Consider the following 22,538-nt stretch of genomic DNA (forward strand, 5'->3'; position numbering starts at 1 on the left):
TTCTTTAAACGATCCCTGATGAAAACTGTCTGACAGAGGGTTTCCGCTAAACATTCCTTAAATTCACTGGTCAGGCGAATTATCTTGGAGGATTTAACATTTTTTTGCATTATATTTGTTGTAAACATGAACCATGAAAAACAATTTATTGATTTTTACCTTTGGTTTTTTTGTACTTCCAGTTTTTGGTTGGGCGCAATCGGCGCCGGATTTTAAAGAACTTTTAGATAGTGCGATGATTCGGGATTCTGATCTTAAAATGCAGATCACTAAGAATAAGCTTACAGATCTTGATGAGCACAAATTAAAAGATATCTTTCTTCCGACTTTAGAAGTTAGCGGACAGATCGGATACATTAATGCGACTGCTCGTCTTACTTCCCCTGAAATCAATCTTCAACCTTTTATTACGATACCTGAAGGAAGGTATAATAACAATCTGAATGTTTCCGGTTTTTCGGGGATTGCGAAAACGGATGCTAAAATGCTGCTGTACTCCGGTGGTAAGGTAAAGTATCTGAAAAAAGCTGTTGAAGAAAAAAAGGTTTCTGAAGACATCCTGTTAGAAAAGACCAGAGATGAGGTTGTAGCCGGTATTTCCAAGGCATATGATCAGTTGGCTTTGATCCATCAGTCGAAAAGAGTTCTGGATGAAAGTAAGAAAAGGCTGGACATTAACAGAAAAACAGCAGATAAGGCATTAGGATATGGGTTAATTACACCCTACGATCATAAGAAAATTGAGCTGGCTCAGGCAACCCTGAATGCTAAAATTGTAGAATATGAGGGCAAAAAAGAACTTCTTCTTACCCAGCTTTATATACTGACGGGAATTAGTAAAGAACGTCTTAGAATGATAGAGCCGGTTTTGTCACCCGTTGATATGCTTGTATCCGAAAAAGGAATTGAAGAAAGGGCGGAAATTCGTGCATTAGACCATGGAATTGTGGCTGCGGATTATAAGATCAAGGCAGAAAGGACATGGATGATTCCAAAAGTACAGCTGATGGCTTCTGCTTATTATATTGGATTGTACGGAAGCAGAATTAAAACTTCGGAAAATGTTATTCCTGCAGTTCCTGCTTTGGGATACCAGGGAGCTAAGCTTGACTGGAGACCTACCAATATTAATATTTTACCTCTGCTTACTGCCGGAGTTGGTTTTAAATGGGAAATATTTGATGGAAGGGAAGGGAAACATGCTGAAGAAACGGCTAAAATAGGAAAGGAAGTTTTACAGAACCAGAAAGAGGATGCGCTTAAAAAACTAACTTTGAACTTAGCCAATAACCAAACTAATTACGATATCGCAACCGCACAGATCACGTTAAAAAGCAAAGAAAAAGAATTGGCTAAAAATGCTCTCGTACAGGCTGAAAAAGAATTTAGATACGGAATGAGCAAATCTTCACAGTTGATAGAAGCTGAAAGTGATCTCGAAATGGCAGAACTTGAATATCAGAACGCAATTTTTAATCAGCGAAGAGCTGGAATAGAGCTAATGAGATCTACTCAGGAGCTGGATATTGCGAAACTTTATTAATCCTTTAAAATTGTAATGATGCAAAAAAATATCTCTATATTATTTCTTTTTCTGGTGTTATTAGGGAGCTGTACTCAAAAGAAAGAAAACCTTAATGATTCAGAAGGTAAGACCAAAAAAGATGTGATTTCCTTCGCTCCTAAAGTGACGGGAAGAATTGTAAAAATATATGTAACTGAAGGGCAAACCGTAAAAAGAGGGGATACGTTGGCTTTGCTGGATATTCCTGAGGTTTCTGCTAAAATTGCCCAGGCCCAAGGAGCTGTAAGTGCAGCAACGGCTCAGGAACAGATGGCTAAAAATGGAGCAACTGCTGATCAGATGAGACAGCTTCAGGCTAAATATAAAGGCTTGAAAGAGCAATATGATTTTGCTCAGAAATCATTCCGCAGGGCTTCCAATATGTATAGAGACAGTCTGATGTCCCCACAGGCTTATGATGAGGTGTACGCCAAGCTTCAGGGTGCAAAAGCCAAATATGATGCTGTGGTAGCAGAATTAGATGATGTGAAAAGAGGGACCCGTTTTGAAAAAGTGGAAATGGCGGCAGGACAGGCTTCCCAGGCAAAAGGAGCATTACAGGAAGCGAATGTAGCTTATTCCGAAAGGTATGTGATCGCGACCAATGATATGGAAATAGAAACGATCAGTCTTAATCCGGGAGAACTGGCAACGGCTGGTTTTGCATTATTTAACGGTTATATTCCGGAAAGTACATATTTCAGATTTACCGTTCCGGAAAGTGAGATCTCAAAATATAAAAAGGGACAGGCTGTAACCTTACAGGTCGTTTATAATAAAGAAAATTTAGAAGGAACCATTTTGTATATCAAACAATTAACCAGATATGCTGATATCACGACTGCTTATCCTGATTATCAGTTGCAGGATGCGGTGTATGAAATCAAGGTGAAGCCAAAGGATATGAATAAGGCAAAAAATATTCTGGTGAATGCTAATGTGATTCTAAAATAATAAACAGATGAAAGAATTTTTCCGCCTTTTGAAGCGTGAGTTTAAAATGTTCATAGGTAACTCTACATTAAGAACCGTATTCTTTCTGGCTCCGTTATTCTATGCCACTTTACTGGGTTTTGTTTATCAAAGCGGAAAAGTAGAAAACACTCCTGTTATTGTAATTGACAGGGATAATACCCCTTTATCTAATCAGCTGACGGAAATGCTTGGAGATAACAAAAGCATTCGAGTACTCCGGTATGTTCAGGAACCCGTGAGTATTAAAGATGAGGTGATCAGACATGAAGCGGCTGCGGTGGTGATTATTCCTTCAAAATTTGAGGGAGCAATGCTACAGAAAAAATACCCTGAAGTCAACGTGTATATCAATACGGGAAATGTACTGACCGCAAATTTTGCAACAAAAGCGCTTCAGCTTACCATAGGAACTTTTTCTGCAGGAGCATCTATAAAAGCTCTTCAAAAAGCAGGGATGCCGGCAACCCGTGCGGCCACTCAGTTTGAGCCATTTAAAACCAATTATATTACCCTGTTTAATACCACCAGCAACTACCTGATTTTTATGTGGCCGGCTATGCTGGCTGTTGTATTACAGCAGGTTATTCTGTTGGCTATGGCGGTAAGCTTTGCGGCGGAATTCCAGGGTGGTACTTTTGTAAAAGAATACTATGGAATGAAAAGATGGGCATTCCCAACGATGCTGATTAAAGTAATTCCGATCTGGGTATTTTCAATTCTTATTGTGGGCATGTATTACTTTATGCACATGATTTTTAAAGTCCCGATGCCACAGGGCATTTTCAACTTTATAATACTCACCTCCGTTTTTGTAGGTTCCGCGTCCTTTTTAGGAGTCTTTATCAGTATACTGATTCCGGATGCTCTAAAAGCAACTCAGATTCTTATGGTAATTGCTTCGCCTGCATTTATCATTAGTGGATTTACATGGCCTTTGAATGCTATGCCCGGGTTTGTACAATTCATCGCGAATATTATTCCATTAACGCCCTTTTTACAGGCATTCAAAATATTATTGATCCAAAAGGGATCGGTAGCACTTACATACCCTTATATGAGACATTTGGGTATACTTCTCATCGTATATGCCATTTTGGGATGGATTGCCCTTAAGATCAAACTTTGGCTGATTTTCAGATACGTAAAACCTGAAAAGGCACAGGAAGAAGAGGTCTTCGAAGATCTTTAATTAAACCCTGTTTTTTGTTTTAGCTACGAATGCATCCATAAAAAATTCGTGCATTCGTGGCTAAAAATAGTATCTGGATACACTTTCTCACTTTTAAGGCAACCTTTTTCGGCATCTCCCGGAATATCTCAAAATTGTCACTTGCTTTATTAAATCTTGAATCTACACAAAATGTAATTCCGAGGAACCTCATAGACTCTTTATACCACTCCTTTCTGTTCAGAATTTAAGTATACTATATCATATTGATTTAGCTAAATTCATCAGTAATTTAAAACTCATTTTCAGGGTTTTTACGGTTTTTTAAAAAGGATATAAAATCATGAGAAAAAACTAATATATTTGTTTTTTGAACAAGTAATTAGACAATGGAAAATGTATTTGACGCAAAAGATGCTCAGAATTATATCAATAGAATCAATAATCTCGTTGAAGGAACTCATGGATTATGGGGAAAAATGATGGTGGATCAGATGTTGGCTCACTGTTGTGTTTCTTATGAAATGGTGTATGAACCGGAAAAACACAAAAAGCCCGGAGCAATTGCCAAGTTTATCTTGAAAAATTTTGTCAAGCCTAAAGTAGTAGGTGAAAAAGGATATTCAAGAGATTCACCTACAGCACCCCAATTTATGATCGTTGGGCGAAGAGATTTTGAAGAAGAAAAGAAAAGACTGATAGGATATATTCAGAAAACCCAGCAATTGGGAGCAGCTGCTTTTGATGGAAAGGAATCTTTCTCTTTTGGTAAACTGAAATCACATGAATGGAATAATATGTTTGCAAAACATCTCAACCATCATTTATCGCAGTTTGGAGTTTAGAAAAAGTTAAAATTTAAACAGAGAAGATTTAAAGAAAGAGCTAAAAGAAAGATTTTCAACCATTAAGTTTACCCTCAAAACCAATACCATGAAAAAAATAGCATTCCTCCTCATTCTTATTTCCAATTTTGTTTTTGCTCAAATGCCTAATATTTCCAATGTATGGCTTAATAATAGCAAACCATATACGGGAACCATAGGAAATGGCAACCAGGAAATTAAACTCAAAATCAATATTTCCGAACAGGATAAAAACAATGATCAGGAATATTTTCTTTCCGGTTACTCTTTGGTAGATAAGAATTATACAAAATTTGAAGGAAAGCTGGCTATTACAAAGTATAGAGATTCCAAGAAAAAGGGCAGTGTTTTCGGAGAATATGAATTAGCAGAAGAAAATAAAGGGAAGCATTCCGGTATTTTCAAAGGAAAGTTTATCTATACCTTTCAATGGGATAAAACGAAAGAAAAAGTAGTGGGAGAATATATTGAATTCATTGGAGACTGGAAGAGCTATGATGGAACATTAGATTTTAAAACCCGTCTAAGAAATCAATAAAATTGAGCTTTAAATAGAAAAATAAAATATGAAATTAGGAGTATTTTCAATCAGTTTAAGTGTGAAGGATTTAGAAAAATCCAAAGACTTTTATGAAAAGTTAGGATTCAGTTCTATGGGCGGAAGTATGGAACAAAACTATCTTATTATGAAGAATGGAAGCACTTTGATTGGCCTTTTTCAGGCTATGTTCGACGGGAATATGCTTACATTCAATCCGGGATGGGACGAAAATGCCCAGAACCTTGAATCGTTTGACGATGTACGCGATATTCAGAAACACCTGAAAGAAAATAATATTCAATTGGAAAAAACAGCTGATGAAACTACTTCAGGTCCTGAACATATCTTTCTTAAAGATCCGGATGGAAATATGATTCTGATAGATCAACACAGATAGATAAAAAACACATTGTATGAAAATTTTAAAATGGATCATCATTGTATTGGCATCAATACTGATCATCTGGCTTGTGGCTGCGGCTCTTGTTTCAGGAGAATTCAAATATGAAAAATCAATTTCAATAAATGCCCCGGCTGAAAAAGTATGGCAAAATACCAATACTCTGAAAGCTATGGATCAATGGAGCCCATGGAATGATATTGATTTGAAAATGCGAAAAGACTGGAGTGGAACTACCGGGCAACCAGGTGAGAAAATGTGTTGGGAAAGTAAAAACGATAATGCCGGAAAAGGCTGCCAGGAAGTGAAAAAGGTAGATACTGCCGGTAAAAGAATAGATACTTCTATCCAGTTTCTGGCTCCCTATCAGAGCAGTGCGGATACGTATGTTACCGTTATTCCGGAGGCGGGTGGAAGTAAAGCTACCTGGGGATTCGTTTCACAGATTCCATATCCTTTTACTTTGATGAAATTATTTATGAATATGGATGGAGCGATCGGAAAAGACTATCAGAAAGGACTTTCAAGATTAAAAGAAATCTCTGAAAAACCTTAACATATACAAACTAAAAACTAAAACAACGAACACACTATGGCATCAGTAAACGTTTATCTGACATTCAACGGAAACTGCAGAGAAGCATTTGACTTCTACAAATCTGTTTTTGGAGGCGAATATCCGTATATCGGGACTTTTGGAGAAATGCCTCCAATAGAAGGAAAAGAAACTCCTGAAGAAGACAAAGATAAGATTATGCATGTTTCCCTTCCGATTTCCAAAGAAACAATACTTATGGGAAGTGATACGGGAGGAGAATGGGCCTCCCACTTTAAGATGGGAAATAATATTTCCATTTCTATTAATGCCGAATCTAAAGAAGAAGCAGATCGCTTATTCAATGGGCTTTCCCAAGGAGGGCAGATCACAATGCCGATGGAAGATACTTTCTGGGGTGCTTATTTTGGGATGTTTACAGATCAGTTCGGAATCAATTGGATGGTAAATTATGATGATCCGGCTAAAACCCAGGTTCATCCATAATATTCATATTTTGTATTCAGAATATAGTTAAAAATAACCGGCAGGACTTCCTGTCGGTTTTCATTTATTATACATTTGCATTCCGATTTTTTTTAAATTTGAAAAAAAATACTGACTTGTTGAAGATTTAGAGTTCGGGAAGCCTTACTTTTAAAATATAATAAGCAGGAAATACACAAGATGAAATTTAAGATAACCGATATCGCAGCAGAGCACGCAAAAGTAAAAAGCGGTGCAGACTTTCCAGAATATATTCATGCTATTAAAAAGAAAGGAGTCTCCTTTTATAAAGTGTATGTAAAGGATGGAGATACAGAATATTTCGATGATGAAAACCAATCCATTCATACCGGGAGTAAATACGATTCTCTCGCTATATCAGAACCATTAAATTTAGAAAACTTTAAATCAAGATTAAAATTACACCAGCAAGGTGAAACAGATTATCTTACATTCTGTAAAGATTGTGCTGATCATGGAATCAAAGGCTGGAAAATGGATCTGAGTAAAATGATCTGCATTTATTTTGATCAGGCTGAAAATGAAGTTTTAGCAGAGAGGATTCCATCTCTTTCAATTAATTAACTTAAAATAAACACATATGATTTTGAAAATAGTAAGTATTGCATTAATTTTAGTTGCAGTATATATGGGCTTTAAACAAGGCTGGGCAATGATCTCGGGAAAAGCCGAAATGTTGCAGATGCTTGGAAAGCTGGGAATGAGTGCCAGTGCAGTCATGATTTTAGGCGTTATAACCTTATTAAGTGCAGTAATGATTCTGATCCCGCAAACCTTTGTCTGGGGGAATTTTATAATGGCAGGAACGATTCTGTTGATTATGTGCCTTGAACTCTTCCATGGAGATATAAAAGGAGCATTGATTGAATTTCCTTTCATTATTTTGAACCTGATTATTATTTATTTAAATTACCCTTTCAAATTTTCATGAAAAAAATTCTTTACATACCGCTGTTATTTCTGATGTGTTCAGCATGTGCACAAGAAAAGGGAGCAAAAAAGACAATTCAAACTCAACAACTAACGAAAAATAATATGGACTTAACCAAGCTAAATGAAACAGTAAGAAAAGCTTTTGAAGCATGGCAAAATGGAAATGCACAGGCTTTTACTTCTTTCTTTACGGAAGATGCAAAATTATATGATGACGGAAACCCAAGGGACTTTAAGAAATTTGTGAAAGACGCTTGTGGTCATGAAAAATTCACAAGCATAGATAAAGTGGAAGATGAAGGCAAAGCCATCTATGGACAATTTCATACGGAGAGCTGGGGAGACTTTAAAACCTATTTTAAGTTTAAGCTGAATACAGAAGGGAAATTTGATACCCTGGAAATAGGACAAGCTAACTAATCAATTCACGAAGAAGATTAATATGAGGATTGCAAGGTCATTGGCTTTGGTTATTTTTACTTTGGCAACAACATTTTCGTTCGCGCAGAAAAATGATTTAGGAGCCTGGTATATGTATTTTGGAAATAATAAAATTAATAAAAAATGGAACTGGCATAATGAAATTCAGTATCGTAATTATGATGCAATAGGAGATCTGGAACAGCTTTTAATCAGAACAGGGATTGGGTATGATCTTTCTGAAAATAATAATAATGTATTGCTGGGATATGGTTTTGTTTTAAGCCAGCCTTATGTGAATGGTGAAAAGAAGGAAAATATTGAACATCGTATTTTCCAGCAGTTTATTACCAAGCAACAGTTGGGTAGATTCAACCTCCAGCATCGTTATCGTTTGGAAGAACGTTTTCTGGAAGATGACTTTAGAATGAGGTTCCGTTATTTCCTGGGACTTAATATTCCGATCAATAATAAGGAGATGCTTCCGAAAACCTTTTATGCTTCAGTATATAATGAAGTTTTTCTACATTTTAACGGTCCTGTATTTGACAGAAACCGGGTATATGGTGCATTAGGATATGTGATCAGTAAAAATCTGAGAATAGAAGCCGGATATATGAATCAGCTTCAGGAAAATAAGAACAGAGGACAGATCCAGATCGGATTTTATAACAATATCCCTTTTAACAGAAAGTAAACACAAAATAAAAAACACGTATGCACTCAGGAAAAAGATTTGGTGTTCGCGAATTTGCGATGTGGACCAGAAGAAGTATTTATGTCTTAACAATTTTAGCTGCGATTCCTACAGCATTGTATTGCCTGGGATGGACTTTCGTTTCGTTTCCATGGCAGCCGATAGCGATTATGGGAACAGCAGTTGCATTCATCGTAGGGTTCAAAAATAATGCGAGCTATAGCAGACTTTGGGAGGCAAGACAGATTTATGGCTCGATTATTAATAACAGCCGTAGTTTTGGATACATTTTGAGAGATTCGCTTTCGGAAAAAAATCCAGAAAAAGTTAAAGAAATGTTTCTGCGTCATTATGCCTGGCTGACAGCACTTCGTTTTCAGCTGCGTGAGCCCAGAGCCTGGGAACATATGAATACGGTACAATTTGATGAATACTCAAAAAAATATGATATTCCGGAACGTCTTTCAAAACTGGACGAAGAGCTGAAAAACTATATTTCAGATCAGGAGCTTCAATATATTATGAGCAAGAAAAACAGAGCAACTCAATTGACGGCAACCCAAAGCAAGGAATTGTCGGAAGCTTATGCAAGAGGAGAAATTAATGATTTCCAATGGACGCAGATTAACCAGCAATTGGTGAAGTTTACAGACGATCAGGGAAAGGCGGAGCGAATTAAAAACTTTCCTTATCCAAGGAATTTTTTATCGATTACGACCTATCTTTTGCTACTGTTTATTGTCTTTGTTCCTTTTGGATTACTAAAAGAATTTGACAAATTGGGAGAAGGAACACTATTGGAAGGATATACCATATGGTTCAATATTCCGTTCTCACTATTAGTAACGTGGTGCTTTCATACCTTAGACAGTGTAGGGGAGGCTTCAGTCAATCCTTTTGAGGGTAGTCCAAATGATGTTCCTATAACACAGATAAGCCGTACGATTGAGATTGATATGAGAGATATGCTGGATGAAAATAATTTACCATCAGCCATTACACCTAAGAATAATATCGTTCTTTAATACGACCTTATCATAACGATGAAAAATTTTATTTAAAAAATCCCCTTAAAATAATAATAACACTAATAAAAAATCATATTTAAATGATTCACAATTACGTCATAATATCCATCACTGTATTATTATCTGTGATGATATTGGTCATGATCGGGCAGAAATTGAAGGTAGCTTATCCTATATTTCTCGTGATCGCAGGATTATTGATCAGTTTTATTCCGGGAATGCCCAGGGTTGAAATAGAACCCGATCTGGTATTTCTTATTTTTCTTCCACCTATTTTATTTGAAGCAGCCTGGTTTACCTCCTGGCAGGATTTTCATAAGTGGAGAAAACAGATCTTTTCAATGGCTTTCGGGCTGGTATTTCTTACCTCAATCGTCGTAGCTTATCTTTCGTCATCCATTATTCCGGGACTTACTGTGGCAATGGGATTTTTATTGGGAGGTGTGAATTCTCCTCCGGATGCGGTTGCGGCTACTTCCGTACTGAAACACATGAAAATTCCAAAGAAAATAACAAGTATTCTCGAAGGAGAAAGTCTGATTAACGATGCTTCGAGTTTGATTGTATTTAAATTTGCCCTGGCTGCAGTTATTTCAGGACAGTTTATTTTCAGGGATGCAGTGCAGGATTTCTTTATCATGGCTATTGGAGGCATTGCTATTGGGATTGCTATAGGATTTTTGTTTGGTGCATTACTCCGTATTATTCCATCCAATTCTAATATAGATACCATTATTACCCTTATCGTTCCTTATATTATGTACGTAGGAGCAGAGCATTTTCATTTCTCAGGAGTATTATCGGTAGTAGCCGGAGGATTGCTGATGTCATACAATTCCCATTGCTATTTAAGCCATACGTCAAGGATTCAGTCGGGGAATGTATGGAGCGTTTTGATCTTTTTGATGAATACAATCATTTTTATCCTTATTGGTCTTGAGCTGCCTGTTGTGGTTAGTGCAATGAAAGAATATACCATTTCAGAAGGTATTTTTTATAGTATTGTGATTGGCGGGGCCATTATTCTGACAAGAATTATCTACAGTTACGCTTTAATGTATTTTCCAAGACTGTGCTCAAAAGAGTTGAGATTAAAAGTGCCTAAACCGGACTGGAGAGAACCTTTCATCATCAGTTTTGCTGCTATGAGGGGAGTGGTCTCATTAGCTGCTGCATTATCTATTCCTGCATTTTTACCGAATGGGGAAGCGTTTCCACATCGTAATATTATTTTATTTGTAACTTTCGTCATTATTTTGATTACGTTAGTAGGACAGGGACTATTGTTGTCTCCCATTTTAAAATTACTGAAAATCAATGATGCCGGAAGTGAAATACCGGAAGAAAAGCAGGAAATCATCTTAATGAGAAAGCTAAAAGAAACGGCTTTACATAAATTAGATTCCGATTTTTCAGAACTGGCAGAAAAGAACAGTATGGTGGGTTATCAAAAACATAAACTGGAAAATGATGTGATGATGATGACGGATAAAGCTCAGTGTATGGCCTCCACGGGAGATTATGCGAGAGTAATGAGCGAAAACAAAGAAGTACTTCGACAGATTATCCAGGCACAGCGTAACGAACTTCATCGGATGAAACGTGAAAAGATATTTGATGATCATGTTATGAGAACCATTGAAATGCAGCTGGATTTTGATGAAGCTAAAATCACAGGATTTACCCATGGGTAAAATTTAAATATTGTAAAGAAGTAGAGATGAATACTCCAATTATTATTCAAAAAAAGGTAGAAGCCCCGATCGATGAGGTTTGGGAAGCCCTTACTGACAAAGAAAAAATGAAATCATGGTATTTTGATGTACCCGATTTTGAATTAAATACGGGAAAACAGTTTAATTTCTATGAACCGGGAGAAGAAAAGAAATACCACCATCAGGGAAATATTTTGGACTTTGTTCCTAATGAAGTACTGAAGCATACGTGGTGCTATCCGGAACTATCAGATAAAGAAACTATTGTTACATGGGAACTTCAGCCAGACGGTAATGGAACACTGGTTAAGCTAATTCACGAAAATGTAGATAATTTCAAAGCTCTCGGCGATAGCTTTTCAAGACAAAGTTTTACAGAAGGCTGGAATGGAATTATAGGACAGAGTCTGAAATCTTATCTGGAATAACAATAATCAAACGCAAAATCATGTATTATAATTAAGAAGTGATTTTGCGTTTTTACTTTATAATATAATTGCTATGATAAAATATAATTCCTTGCGTCCAGTATTGTGGACAGAAAATCTTGATGATACCATTGGTTTCTATATTCATACTTTGGGTTTTAGCCTGCTGGAGAGAAATGAAGAGTGGCAGTGGGCTTCTATTCAAAAAGATGGAGTTTATATAATGCTTTCAAAGCCTAATGAACATGAGAAATTTAATGGGATAGCTTTTACAGGGTCATTTTACTTTAATGTAGATCATGTCGATGAGCTTTGGGAAGAACTTAAGGGTAAAACAGAAATCTGTTATGAAATAGAAACATTCGACTGGGAAATGAGAGAGTTTGCCATCTATGATAACAATGGCTATATATTACAATTTGGTCAACCTGCGGGTGAAATTAGTACAGCGGAATAATATTTGCTATTTTTGAGAAAATATTTAGAAATTCAATGAGAAAAAATATAATAGTCGGTTTTGCGGCGATTTTGATGTTGGCGTCTTGTAATAATGATAAAAAGGTATTGAATAGTTTAAATGATTACAACAATTCAATGGAAAGTAAAGGCTATCATTTTGGGGATAAGCTGGCACTTCCCAAAGAAGTGGCTGACAATGCAGAAAGTGTTACCATCAGTTTTGGAGATAAGGAAACTTCCAATCTGGTCATTGATCCTAAATTCTTCACATTAGGAGATAATGCGGTAACTTTTAATATTAAAACAAAAGGTGGGCAGACATTGAATCAAGATGCAACGATTAATGTTTTTGCTAAAAATCCTGAAAAAAATATTCCTTACCAGATTGTAGCGGAATATCCTCATAACCCTGCCAATTTTGTTCAGGGATTCCAGATAGAAGGTAACACAATATATGAAAGTGACGGGCAAAACGGTTCTTCTCAGATATTGAAATATACTTTAGGTACTACAACTCCTCTTGTATCGACAAAACAGGCGCAGGAAGATTTTTCTGAAGGAAGTACAATTGTTGGAGATAAAGTATACCAACTCACATGGCAGAGCAAAAAAGGGTATATCTATGATAAGAACTCTTTGAAATTATTGTCCGAGTTTGCTTATCCTAATGTATTAGGAGAAGGATGGGGATTAACCTATGATGGGAAAAACCTGATTGCATCCGACGGAAGTAAACTTTTATATTTCCTGGATCCGAAAGATCCTTCAAAATTAGTAAGATATATTGCTGTGGCAGGAAGTGCTCAGGCATATGATCAGCTGAACGAGCTTGAATATCATAACGGATTTATCTATGCGAATGTTTGGCAGAAACCTATCATCTTAAAAATCAATCCTGCTAACGGAGAAGTGGTGGGAACATTTGATTTTACAGATATTGCCAAGCAAAATACCAAAGGGAGTGATGATGTGTTAAACGGAATAGCTTTCAAAGGAGATAATATGTTGGTGACAGGAAAAAACTGGTCTAAAATCTATGAAGTTGCTATTAAATAATGCAAACAGCAATTTCAATTCACAAAATAATATTGATAGCGCTTCCTTTAAGGAGCGCTATTTTAGTGGAAACTACGAAGTCATAATCGAGGATATTCGCACAGCGGAATTAATTTTGCTATTTTTGGGAGAAATATTAGAAACTTGAAAGTAAACCTGATAGCAACATTTGTATTGGCTTTAGTATTAACCTCCTGTAAGAATGACAGGAAAATTCTGAATGCTTTAAATGACTATAATAATTCAATGGAAAGTAAAGGCTATCATTTTGGTGATATGGTGGTACTTCCCAAGGATGTTGCGGATAAGGCGGAAAGTATTACCATCAGCTTTGGAGATAGTGAAACTTCAAATTTAATGATTGATCCCAAGTTTTTTAGATTAGGAGATAATGATGTTACTTTTGTAGTTAAAACTAAAGATGGTGAAACCTTACATCAGGATGCCACAATCAATGTTTTTGCTAAAAATCCTGAGAAACAAATTTCCTATGAAATTAAGGCTGAATATCCCCATGATCCCAATAATTTTATTGAGGGATTTACACTTGAAGGAAATACCGTCTATGAAAGTGTTGGGCTTACCAATTCTTCTAAAATTGTAAAATACTTATTGGGAGCAACAGAACCTATTCTGTCTGTAAAACAATCTGGTGATATTTTTTCTGAGGGCTGTGCTATCGTGGGGGATAAAATATACCAGTTAACCTATCAAAACAGAAAAGGCTTTATATACGATAAAAATACATTGACTCTGCTTTCTGAATTTCCATTACCTGATGTAATTAAAGAGGGTTGGGGGCTGACCTATGATGGGAAAAATCTTATCGCTACAGATGGCTCAAAAAACCTGTACTATCTTGATGTTAATGATCCTTCTAAAGTACTTAAGACTCTACCCGTAGCTGGTAGTTCTGAAGTTTATGATCAACTTAATGAATTAGAATATCATGATGGATTTATTTATGCTAATGTGTGGCATAAGCCTATTATTTTAAAAATTAATCCGTTGAATGGCGAAGTTGTAGGTAAGTTTGATTTCACTAAGCTTACAGAGGAAAACTCTCAGAATAACAGTGAGTATGTTTTGAATGGCATTGCGTTTAGAGGAGAGAACATGTTGGTGACTGGAAAAAACTGGAATAAGATTTATGAAGTTGCTATTAAGTAAATTAGAAGCAGTTTAAAATAAAGTATGTAAATTGGTAGTGTTCCTAATAGAACATAAAAAGAACTTTGAAATTATTATCCTTAATATTTGTTTTTATTTTCTGTTCAGTTGCTGGACAGAAAGCAATGGCTTTTGATACATTAAAATTAAAAGAAGCCAGAGATATGTTTGCTGATGATTACGGCAACGTATATATCTATAAAAATAAAGATTTCAGCTTTACGAAATACGATTCACTGGGAAAGCAGCTTGGTAAAATGATGCTTACCGTTCCTTATAAAGTTCAGGGAGTTCAAAATCCTTTAACGGTGCCGTTATTTTCGGAAAATGCTCAGGAAATGAAATTTGTGGATCAAAACCTCAATGAAATTCAGCGCCTAGATTTTAAGCAGAAATTTACATTTATAAGGATTGCTTATGCAGAAGACCTTCAGCAGATATGGCTGTTGGACGAAAGCTCAAAACGATTGATTCAATATAATTTCAGGAATGATACAACCATCAATTCTTATCCTTTTGATGCCAGCTTTGATGACCTGATAGACCTTTTAGTTTATGAAAGTAAGGTTTATATTTTAACCAGAAAGCATTTCAGGATGTATACCTTGAAATTTGAGAAACTGGTAGAAATTCCTGTAGAAAATGCAAAGCGCTTCAGAAGAGAAAATGAATTTATTATGGTAATCACCAATAATTCAGTTTTTAAGTACTTTCCTGAAAAAGGATTGGTAAAAACTTTTGGGGATCCTGATGCACAGATTGTGGATAAAAACACGCTTGCTTATTTTGAAATCAAAGCCAACAAACTTTATCTTTACAACCTCGAAAAGAGCCAACATATTAAAGAACCAACAGAGCCGGGGCCTGAACAAAAGAACACTGAAGAACCTGCAGAGAAAGCGGCTGAAAAGCAAGCCGAAACAGAGGAGAAGTCTTTAGATCAAGTTCAGGACAAGTTTATTAAAGACCAGTCCGTAGAAAAGCCTGCAGATGATACTTTAAAGAAACTGACTGACGAAACCTCGGAAATTCAGACTGTAGGTATTTAAATGTTTCAAATTAGAACAATAAATATTAAGGGAAAATAGAATATGCACATTGCGGTTACAGGAAATATTGGAGCAGGAAAGACTACTTTAACTACTATGCTTTCGAAGCACTACGGATGGGATGCTCAGTTTGAGGATGTAGATCACAATCCTTACTTGGAAGATTTTTATGCAGATATGAGCAAATGGAGTTTTGCGTTACAGATCTATTTTCTGGGGAGTAGATTTCAACAGGTAAAGGAAATCAGGGAGAGTGGTAAAAATATTATTCAGGATCGTACGATTTATGAAGATGCCCATATTTTTGCAGAAAACCTGAATGATATGAACTTGCTTTCGGACAGGGATTTTAACAATTATACTGCGGTTTTTAATCTGATGAAATCATTTGTTTCAGCTCCGGATTTACTGATCTATCTTAAATCAGATGTTCCTAATCTGGTTAAAAAGATCTACAAAAGAGGACGGGAATATGAAGCGTCCATCAGTATTGAATATCTCTCCAAACTCAACCAGAAGTATGAAAAGTGGATTTCCAATTATACTGAAGGGAAGTTGTTGATTATTGAAGTGGATGATCTTGATTTCGTGGAAAAACCTGAGGATTTTGGATTTATTCTTGAAAAGATCGAAGCAGAGCTTAACGGATTGTTCTAAATGACTTTTTCAAATGTCTAACAGTTTCTCTTTACTGCGTGAAATGCTTTGTGTCCTTATCAACACAATGATTTAAAAGACTTTTACTCCTTTGCAATTAGCCAATTGTCCTGAAAATCAGATTAATTAACAGATATTTGGGATCTTTTAAGTTTTTTGTAACTGGATTTATTACTAAATTTGTTAGAGTACAAGTTTAATTTTTTAATACAATTAGATATGCTAGTGAAGGTTTTACATAATGGAAGTTGTTCAAAATCCAATGCTGTTCTTGAGTATCTGGATGAAAATGGAGTGCCTTTTGAGATCATCAATATAGTTGAAGACCCATTGAGTATTTTAGAAATAAGAACGGTATTGAAAAAACTGAATCAAAGTGTTTTTCATTTGATTAGAAAAACGGAAAAGCTTTATTTGGAAAAGTTTGCAGGTAAGAATTATTCAGAAGATGAATGGATAGAAATTTTGTCTCAGAATCCTTCTCTGATTCAACGTCCTATTCTGATTAAAGGATCGGTTGCCATGTTAGGCAGACCTATTGAAAATGTGAAGTTTTTTATTGAGAAATAAACATAAACAGCTTATAAAATAAAAAAGTCAGCATCACGCTGACTTTTTTATTTTTACAGAAGGATTACTCCTTCTATTTTGGCAACTTCTTTATAAATAGTAACCACCTGATCCGCATCCAATACAAATGCATTGATATTACACGCGGTATATTTTCCATTCTTACTTTCCCGGTTTCCCAGTGTGAATTTGATCCCGTCAAATACTTTGTATATTTCTGTAAGCTTTGATTTATCTGTAGGAATTATAAATTTAAATAAATAATCCTCCGGAAAGTCATGGTGACCTTCTAGTTTTTCCTTTAAAGAATTGTAAAACTCTTCAGGACTTGCGTGTTGATTTCCTTGAATGATATCCATCTACAAATTTTAAATATTATATAAATTTAACGAAATTTTTACTATTTTCCAAGAGGTCCCAATAGCGCCTTTGAATTTTGTACTTCATAATCCTCAATAATATTGAAGATTCCGTCAACAAGTTGTTCAGAAGCTAATCTGCTGAGTCCGCCTGCATTAACGGTATTGTTACTTCCGCCCAATAAATTTCCTAAGAAATTGCTTCCTGCTAAAGCTGTATTGATGGTTTTAACGATACCATATTGATTGAGCTGTTCATCTACCTTCGGTGTAATAGCTGCTACCAGTTGTTGAGAGGTTTTTTCCTTTAAAATAAGGGTAGCTGTTCCTTTCGGCCCCTGAATGATTCTTGATACATCCTGTGTATTTAAGCTGCTTACTGCATTTTGTAAGATCGGTCTTGAAATATTTACCGTATAAGAAGCTGCTTCTGCAATATACTCCCTTTCTTTAGCAACTAATGAAGGAGCTACTTTTTCCAGCATGGTATTGATTTCTCTCAGCTCTTTAGGCAATGCCTTATCCACTAAATTATTTTGAAGGAAGGCACTTTTATTTCCATAAACCGCCATTCCTTTATCAATGCCATTTAATAGAAACCTTTTGATTACGGATACACCCAAATCAGTGGTTGCTAACGTCGTGCATGAATTGATAGAAGTTGTGATCACGGTAACAGTTCCTACCAATAAAGCTGCGGCTATGATATATTTTTTCATTTGATTTTTATTAATGGTTATTTTTTTCAAATACTGCGCCAAAGGTAAACAGGAAAATCTGTTTAACAAAATATTAAATGAATGGAGAGGATTTCGGGGCTTTTTTGTTAAAAAGTACTAAATCCTCATTGTGTTTTTAATTATAATAGGGGGTATATTTTATTAATATTTAGTTAATATGTAAGTGTATTGTGTTTTTTGGTTTATTATATTCCATGAATTTTAGAATTTTTATGATATTTTAATGATGTTTCAGATATTTTTATAATTTTGGCTAATGTCTTTTTTTGAGAAATTCAATATTTATTTAATTAAAGGCAGTTGGTAGGTTTAAAAACCTACTTCGAAAATTGATTGTACGAAATAAAATTGAACTATATGAGACAAAGTGATTTAAAGTATTCATCACTCATTGCTGTTTTATACTTTGGTATGAACGTCAATGCGCAGGTAACTCCTAAGGATACTGTTCCCAAAGAACAGAAAATCGAAGAGGTGGTTATGATTGGATATGGTAGCCGTAAGAAAGTTGATAATACAACTTCCATCAGTTCCATCAGCGCGGAAGAAGTAACGAGAACAAAGGTGTTAAATGCTTCACAAGCTATCCAGGGAAAAGCGGCAGGGGTACAGATAATTGCATCTGATGCACCCGGTTCAACACCAACTGTAACGATTAGAGGTCTTGGGACTGTATTAGGTGGTAGAACTCCATTGTTTGTTGTTGATGGTATGTTTACAGATAATATTAATAACATCAACTCCAATGATATATTAACTTATGATATCTTGAAAGATGCTGCTGCGTTAGCCATTTATGGTAATAGAGCTGCGAATGGAGTTGTTATTATTACCACAAAATCAGGTAAAGGTAAATTAAGTGTCTCTTATGATGGTTTGATAGGAATAAGAAACCCTTTAAGAACTATTAAGATGGCAAATGCTTCAGAATTCGCAACTTATAATAATGCAGGTTCTAAAAGCGATTATCTAAATCCTAATCAACCCTACAATACTGATTGGTTTAAAGAAATTACCAGAACAGGTATTTATAACCAGCACAATGTTTCGATTTCCGGTTCCTCTGAGGCTGCAAAATACTTTTTCAGTTTCGGTAACTATGAAGAAGAATCTATTCTTAAAGGAACTAATTATAATAGAACTACGATAAGAACTAATAATGAGTTTAAGATTGCCAAAGGGATCAGATTATCTCAGACGTTGAGTGCTACATTTACTAATGATACCCCTAAATCATTTGGAGCTTTTACCAATGCATATAAACAGTCTCCTTTAGTTCCTGTATATTATCCAAATGGAAGGTATGGTCAACCAATCTTTGATAAATCCAATGGTAATATTGGATACGAAGGAGGAAGATTTAATAATGTGGGAAACCCTGTAATGCAGCTTGATTACGATAACCAGCAGGGGAAAAATTTTCTATTGCAAGGTGGTGTAAAATTAGACATTGATATTGTTAAAGACCTAAAATTTACATCCCAATTTAGCGGGGAGTATAACAATTATAAGTACTATAATTTTGTAAATTCTAAAGCTTTCTGGCTGGATAGTGACCCGATGAGAACAGAAAGCCAGTATTCTTCAACATCACCAATAACAAGATTAACAAATAGAAGCCAAAACTATTACAATTGGTTACTCAATAACTATTTAACGTATACCAAGAAAGTAGGCAATCACGATATTGAAGTTGTAGTGGGTACAGAAGCTTCCGTGAAAAATGGACTTGAGACTTTAATTATAAATAGAAAGAATGTTCCCGTTTCAAAGGACTATTGGAATCTGAGCGGGGTTGATTATTATGGCAATTTGTACAGTGATAATGATACAAAGGCTCTTGAATCGATACAAGGAAATAGAAATACAACAATTTCTTATTTTGGAAGATTTCAATATAAATTTATGAACCGTTACTTATTGAGCGGGACTGTAAGAAGAGATGGCTCTTCTCAATTTGCCGACGGACATAAATGGGGAACGTTCCCATCGTTTGGTGCAGGTTGGATCATCTCTGAGGAAGAATTTATGAAGGATGGCTTCTTTAATATGTTGAAACTTAGAGGAGGCTGGGGTAGAATAGGTAACCAAAATGTGCCATTGAATTATTTACCGCTTTCAGCTGGTGCTACTTATAATTACGGGTTCGGTAGCTCACCTGTCAGTAATGGAGTTACTGTTAATAAAAGTTATGATCCGGATTTAGGATGGGAAGTTACTCAAGAATCTTCTTTAGGATTGGATTTTGGGATCTTGAATAATAGATTAACCGGTACTTTTGATATTTATAACAGAAAAACGAAGAATCTTATTTTAGGAGTGGTTCCTTATTTAGGAACAGGAATTTCCGAAGTCAATTATTCACATATGGGAAGTGTTGTGAATAAAGGAGCTGAGGTAAGTTTTAACTGGGCTGATAAAGTAGGAGAAGACTTCACTTACTCAGTTGGAGCAAATTATTCTTACAACAATAATAAACTTGTTAGTATGAATCTTTCGAAGCCGGTTTCTCAAATTATAGGTGGAAATCTTGGTAATGGTATAGATACAAAAATTTTCAATGCTTCAGCGGTAGGCTATGCTTTAGGGAGTTTCTATTTATATGAAGCAGATGGTTATGACGCAAATGGAAATCTGAAGTTTAAAGATTTGAATGGTAATGGAGTTACAGATGGTGGAGATAGACGTTTCTTTGATTCTTATATACCGAAATCAACATTAGGAGTAAATGTTTCTATGGCCTATAAAAACTGGGATTTTGCCCTTAATGGTTATGGAGCATTTGGCTTTAAAGTATATAACGGTAAGAAAGCACAAAGAAATGGAGGAGAGAATGTTGAAGCTTCTGTAGCTAATAACTTCTGGACACCAACAAATACGAATGCTGCCAATCCCGTAAACCCTGCAAACATTCCAATTGCGTCAACTTTCTATCTGGAAGATGGAGATTATTTCAGAATCAATAATATTTCGGTTGGATACACATTTAAAAATGTAACTGAGTACATGAGATCAATTAAACTTTATGTAAGTGCCATTAATCCTTTTGTATTTCAGAAATATTCAGGATACTCTTCAGAACTATCAGGTTATAACCCTACAGATACAACAGCTGAAGGAGACCCGTATAAGCGTGCAGGGATAGAACTAGACGCGTATCCTACATTAAGATCTTTTGTATTTGGTGTTAACCTAAATTTTTAAAAAATGAATAAGAAATATATCATAGCCGCCGCATTTTTAGTGTTAGGCGCTTTAAACCAAAGTTGTAGTAATGATTTTATTGATGTATCACCTACAGAAGCAATTCCTGAATCTGCACTTGGTGAAATATATAATAATAATGAAGGAGCAAATAGTCTGGTTGCATCTATTTATGCAAAGTTTTTAGATTGGAATATGAGCACTTTTGCATGGATCGGAGTTACATCTATTGTTTCTGATGATGCTGATAAAGGTTCCAGCGCAAGTGATTCCGGTTCTGATAAAGATATTCTGGATGCTTTAAACTTTACAGCAGCAACTCCATCATTCAAAGAATTGTTTGCTTCTAACTATCAAGGAATTAATAGATGTAATCAGGCGTTGAAATATCTTCCTCAATTAGATAAGGCTGATCCGGCATTACGTAAGAGATTAACGGGAGAAGCTAAGTTTTTGAGAGCATTTATGTATTTTACGTTAGTTAGATCCTTTGGTGGTGTCCCGTTGGTAGACCATGTTCCTGTATCAGGAGTTGAAGCTGATAAATTAATGACCCTGACAAGGAAGAGTAAGGAAGAGATTTATGCATTCATCGAACAAGACCTGAAAGATGCAATCGAAGCACTTCCAAACAAATCAACTTATGGAGACAGTGATAAAGGCAGAGCATCGGTGGGTGCAGCTCATGCGCTATTGGCAAAAGTTTATTTGTATCAGAAAAAATGGCAACTAGCTGTAGATCAATGTAACCTGGTGACAGGCTATTCATTGACTCCTAATTTCCAGGATATTTATAAAGTTTCAGGAGAAAATAATGCAGAATCTATTTTCGAGATTAATGGTACTGGCGGAACAGCAGGAAGAGCAATTCAACAGTATAGCCAGGTGCAAGGCGCCAGAGGTACTACTGGTTGGGGGTGGGGATTCGCAACTCCTACTCAAAGTTTGTATGATGCTTATACTGCAGCAGATACAAGGAGAAATGCAACAATTATCCATAGGGATATGACTTTGTATGATGGGTATTATGTAGGTCCCAATACGGATAATAAGTTTTATAATTATAAGGCTTATTCTTCAAATTACAGAGATCAGCCATCGACAGATGTTAATATCCGTTATCTAAGATATGCTGAGGTTCTTTTAATGAAAGCTGAAGCAATGAATGAATTAGGTCAGACTTCTGCAGCAATTCCTTTCTTAAATGAAGTAAGAAACAGAGCAAATATTGGAAATTCTCCTGTGACTACTCAAACAGATGTAAGAGTGGATGTTTGGAAGCAAAGAAGATTAGAATTAGCTTTTGAGCATGACAGATGGTTTGATCTAGTTAGAACAGGACAGGCCAAAGCTGCAATGGCAGCAGATGGAGGTAAAAACTTTATTGTAGGGAAGCATGAATTATTTCCGCTTCCTCAGGATTTTATTTCGGAAGCAAGTGGTTTGTCAGCTCAAAACCCAGGTTATTAATCTACC

Annotated in this window: 25 protein-coding genes; 23 read left to right on the plus strand and 2 right to left on the minus strand. The window is 35.7% G+C overall.

Features of this window, described 5'->3' with window-relative positions; all coding sequences use genetic code 11:
* Window positions 1-133 precede the first annotated feature (133 nt).
* From CJF12_RS01680 to CJF12_RS01780, 21 genes are all read left to right on the plus strand, one after another.
* The gene (locus CJF12_RS01680) at window positions 134-1,543 is read left to right on the plus strand and encodes a TolC family protein (RefSeq protein ID WP_034685989.1); all 1,410 of its coding nucleotides are present in this window, start codon (window positions 134-136) and stop codon (window positions 1,541-1,543) included.
* An 18-nt stretch (window positions 1,544-1,561) separates the two neighbouring features.
* Complete coding sequence (locus tag CJF12_RS01685) at window positions 1,562-2,518, plus strand: HlyD family secretion protein (RefSeq protein ID WP_034685990.1); 957 nt, start codon at window positions 1,562-1,564, stop codon at window positions 2,516-2,518.
* A 7-nt stretch (window positions 2,519-2,525) separates the two neighbouring features.
* Entirely contained in the window at window positions 2,526-3,728 is a 1,203-nt protein-coding gene (locus CJF12_RS01690; RefSeq protein WP_034685991.1) for an ABC transporter permease, read from the plus strand.
* 368 nt (window positions 3,729-4,096) lie between these two features.
* Complete coding sequence (locus tag CJF12_RS01695; protein WP_034685992.1) at window positions 4,097-4,552, plus strand: DUF1569 domain-containing protein; 456 nt, start codon at window positions 4,097-4,099, stop codon at window positions 4,550-4,552.
* Between the two features lie 88 nt (window positions 4,553-4,640).
* Window positions 4,641-5,111: a hypothetical protein gene (locus tag CJF12_RS01700; protein ID WP_034685993.1), complete on the plus strand. Its 471-nt coding sequence runs from the start codon at window positions 4,641-4,643 to the stop codon at window positions 5,109-5,111.
* A 28-nt stretch (window positions 5,112-5,139) separates the two neighbouring features.
* Window positions 5,140-5,511 (plus strand): VOC family protein, encoded by a 372-nt coding sequence (locus tag CJF12_RS01705; protein WP_034685994.1) that lies wholly within the window; start codon window positions 5,140-5,142, stop codon window positions 5,509-5,511.
* A gap of 16 nt (window positions 5,512-5,527) precedes the next feature.
* Window positions 5,528-6,070 carry an SRPBCC family protein gene (locus tag CJF12_RS01710; protein ID WP_034685996.1) on the plus strand — a complete coding sequence of 181 codons (543 nt, stop codon included), beginning with the start codon at window positions 5,528-5,530 and terminating at the stop codon, window positions 6,068-6,070.
* Window positions 6,071-6,106: 36 nt separating this feature from the next.
* Complete coding sequence (locus CJF12_RS01715; RefSeq protein WP_034685997.1) at window positions 6,107-6,556, plus strand: VOC family protein; 450 nt, start codon at window positions 6,107-6,109, stop codon at window positions 6,554-6,556.
* A 180-nt stretch (window positions 6,557-6,736) separates the two neighbouring features.
* Window positions 6,737-7,141 (plus strand): DUF1398 domain-containing protein, encoded by a 405-nt coding sequence (locus tag CJF12_RS01720; protein WP_034685998.1) that lies wholly within the window; start codon window positions 6,737-6,739, stop codon window positions 7,139-7,141.
* Window positions 7,142-7,157: 16 nt separating this feature from the next.
* The gene (locus tag CJF12_RS01725) at window positions 7,158-7,508 is read left to right on the plus strand and encodes a DoxX family protein (protein ID WP_034685999.1); all 351 of its coding nucleotides are present in this window, start codon (window positions 7,158-7,160) and stop codon (window positions 7,506-7,508) included.
* Window positions 7,505-7,930 (plus strand): nuclear transport factor 2-like protein, encoded by a 426-nt coding sequence (locus CJF12_RS01730; protein WP_034686000.1) that lies wholly within the window; start codon window positions 7,505-7,507, stop codon window positions 7,928-7,930. The genes CJF12_RS01725 and CJF12_RS01730 overlap by 4 nt, the downstream gene beginning before the upstream one ends.
* Before the next feature lie 22 nt (window positions 7,931-7,952).
* Window positions 7,953-8,627, plus strand: a complete 675-nt coding sequence (locus CJF12_RS01735) for a DUF2490 domain-containing protein (RefSeq protein WP_034686001.1) — start codon at window positions 7,953-7,955, stop codon at window positions 8,625-8,627.
* A 20-nt stretch (window positions 8,628-8,647) separates the two neighbouring features.
* A complete protein-coding gene (locus tag CJF12_RS01740; protein ID WP_034686002.1) occupies window positions 8,648-9,652 on the plus strand; it encodes a bestrophin family protein in 1,005 nt (334 codons plus the stop codon).
* Between the two features lie 83 nt (window positions 9,653-9,735).
* On the plus strand, window positions 9,736-11,349 hold the full coding sequence (locus CJF12_RS01745) for a Na+/H+ antiporter (RefSeq protein WP_034686005.1): 1,614 nt from the start codon (window positions 9,736-9,738) through the stop codon (window positions 11,347-11,349).
* A 26-nt stretch (window positions 11,350-11,375) separates the two neighbouring features.
* Complete coding sequence (locus CJF12_RS01750) at window positions 11,376-11,798, plus strand: SRPBCC family protein (protein ID WP_034686008.1); 423 nt, start codon at window positions 11,376-11,378, stop codon at window positions 11,796-11,798.
* A gap of 91 nt (window positions 11,799-11,889) precedes the next feature.
* Window positions 11,890-12,255, plus strand: coding sequence for a VOC family protein (locus tag CJF12_RS01755; protein WP_316930827.1), 366 nt, complete (start codon window positions 11,890-11,892; stop codon window positions 12,253-12,255).
* A gap of 35 nt (window positions 12,256-12,290) precedes the next feature.
* Complete coding sequence (locus tag CJF12_RS01760) at window positions 12,291-13,313, plus strand: glutaminyl-peptide cyclotransferase (protein ID WP_034686016.1); 1,023 nt, start codon at window positions 12,291-12,293, stop codon at window positions 13,311-13,313.
* 144 nt (window positions 13,314-13,457) lie between these two features.
* Window positions 13,458-14,483, plus strand: a complete 1,026-nt coding sequence (locus CJF12_RS01765) for a glutaminyl-peptide cyclotransferase (RefSeq protein ID WP_034686019.1) — start codon at window positions 13,458-13,460, stop codon at window positions 14,481-14,483.
* A 65-nt stretch (window positions 14,484-14,548) separates the two neighbouring features.
* Window positions 14,549-15,532 carry a hypothetical protein gene (locus CJF12_RS01770; RefSeq protein ID WP_034686022.1) on the plus strand — a complete coding sequence of 328 codons (984 nt, stop codon included), beginning with the start codon at window positions 14,549-14,551 and terminating at the stop codon, window positions 15,530-15,532.
* 42 nt (window positions 15,533-15,574) lie between these two features.
* A complete protein-coding gene (locus CJF12_RS01775) occupies window positions 15,575-16,189 on the plus strand; it encodes a deoxynucleoside kinase (protein WP_034686025.1) in 615 nt (204 codons plus the stop codon).
* A gap of 219 nt (window positions 16,190-16,408) precedes the next feature.
* Window positions 16,409-16,759, plus strand: a complete 351-nt coding sequence (locus tag CJF12_RS01780) for an ArsC/Spx/MgsR family protein (RefSeq protein WP_034686028.1) — start codon at window positions 16,409-16,411, stop codon at window positions 16,757-16,759.
* 53 nt (window positions 16,760-16,812) lie between these two features.
* Here CJF12_RS01780 and CJF12_RS01785 read toward each other — a convergent pair whose 3' ends face one another.
* Together CJF12_RS01785 and CJF12_RS01790 are read right to left on the minus strand one after the other, a co-directional pair.
* The gene (locus CJF12_RS01785) at window positions 16,813-17,118 is read right to left on the minus strand and encodes a DUF493 family protein (RefSeq protein ID WP_034686030.1); all 306 of its coding nucleotides are present in this window, start codon (window positions 17,116-17,118) and stop codon (window positions 16,813-16,815) included.
* Window positions 17,119-17,159: 41 nt separating this feature from the next.
* Window positions 17,160-17,837 (minus strand): DUF4197 family protein, encoded by a 678-nt coding sequence (locus CJF12_RS01790; protein WP_034686032.1) that lies wholly within the window; start codon window positions 17,835-17,837, stop codon window positions 17,160-17,162.
* Between the two features lie 378 nt (window positions 17,838-18,215).
* Between CJF12_RS01790 and CJF12_RS01795 the strand changes: the two genes are divergently transcribed.
* The gene (locus CJF12_RS01795; protein ID WP_034686036.1) at window positions 18,216-21,062 is read left to right on the plus strand and encodes a SusC/RagA family TonB-linked outer membrane protein; all 2,847 of its coding nucleotides are present in this window, start codon (window positions 18,216-18,218) and stop codon (window positions 21,060-21,062) included.
* A gap of 3 nt (window positions 21,063-21,065) precedes the next feature.
* Window positions 21,066-22,532: a RagB/SusD family nutrient uptake outer membrane protein gene (locus CJF12_RS01800; protein WP_034686038.1), complete on the plus strand. Its 1,467-nt coding sequence runs from the start codon at window positions 21,066-21,068 to the stop codon at window positions 22,530-22,532.
* The last annotated feature ends 6 nt before the right edge of the window (window positions 22,533-22,538 follow it).

This window comes from Chryseobacterium piperi (assembly GCF_002285635.2).
GTDB lineage: Bacteria > Bacteroidota > Bacteroidia > Flavobacteriales > Weeksellaceae > Chryseobacterium > Chryseobacterium piperi.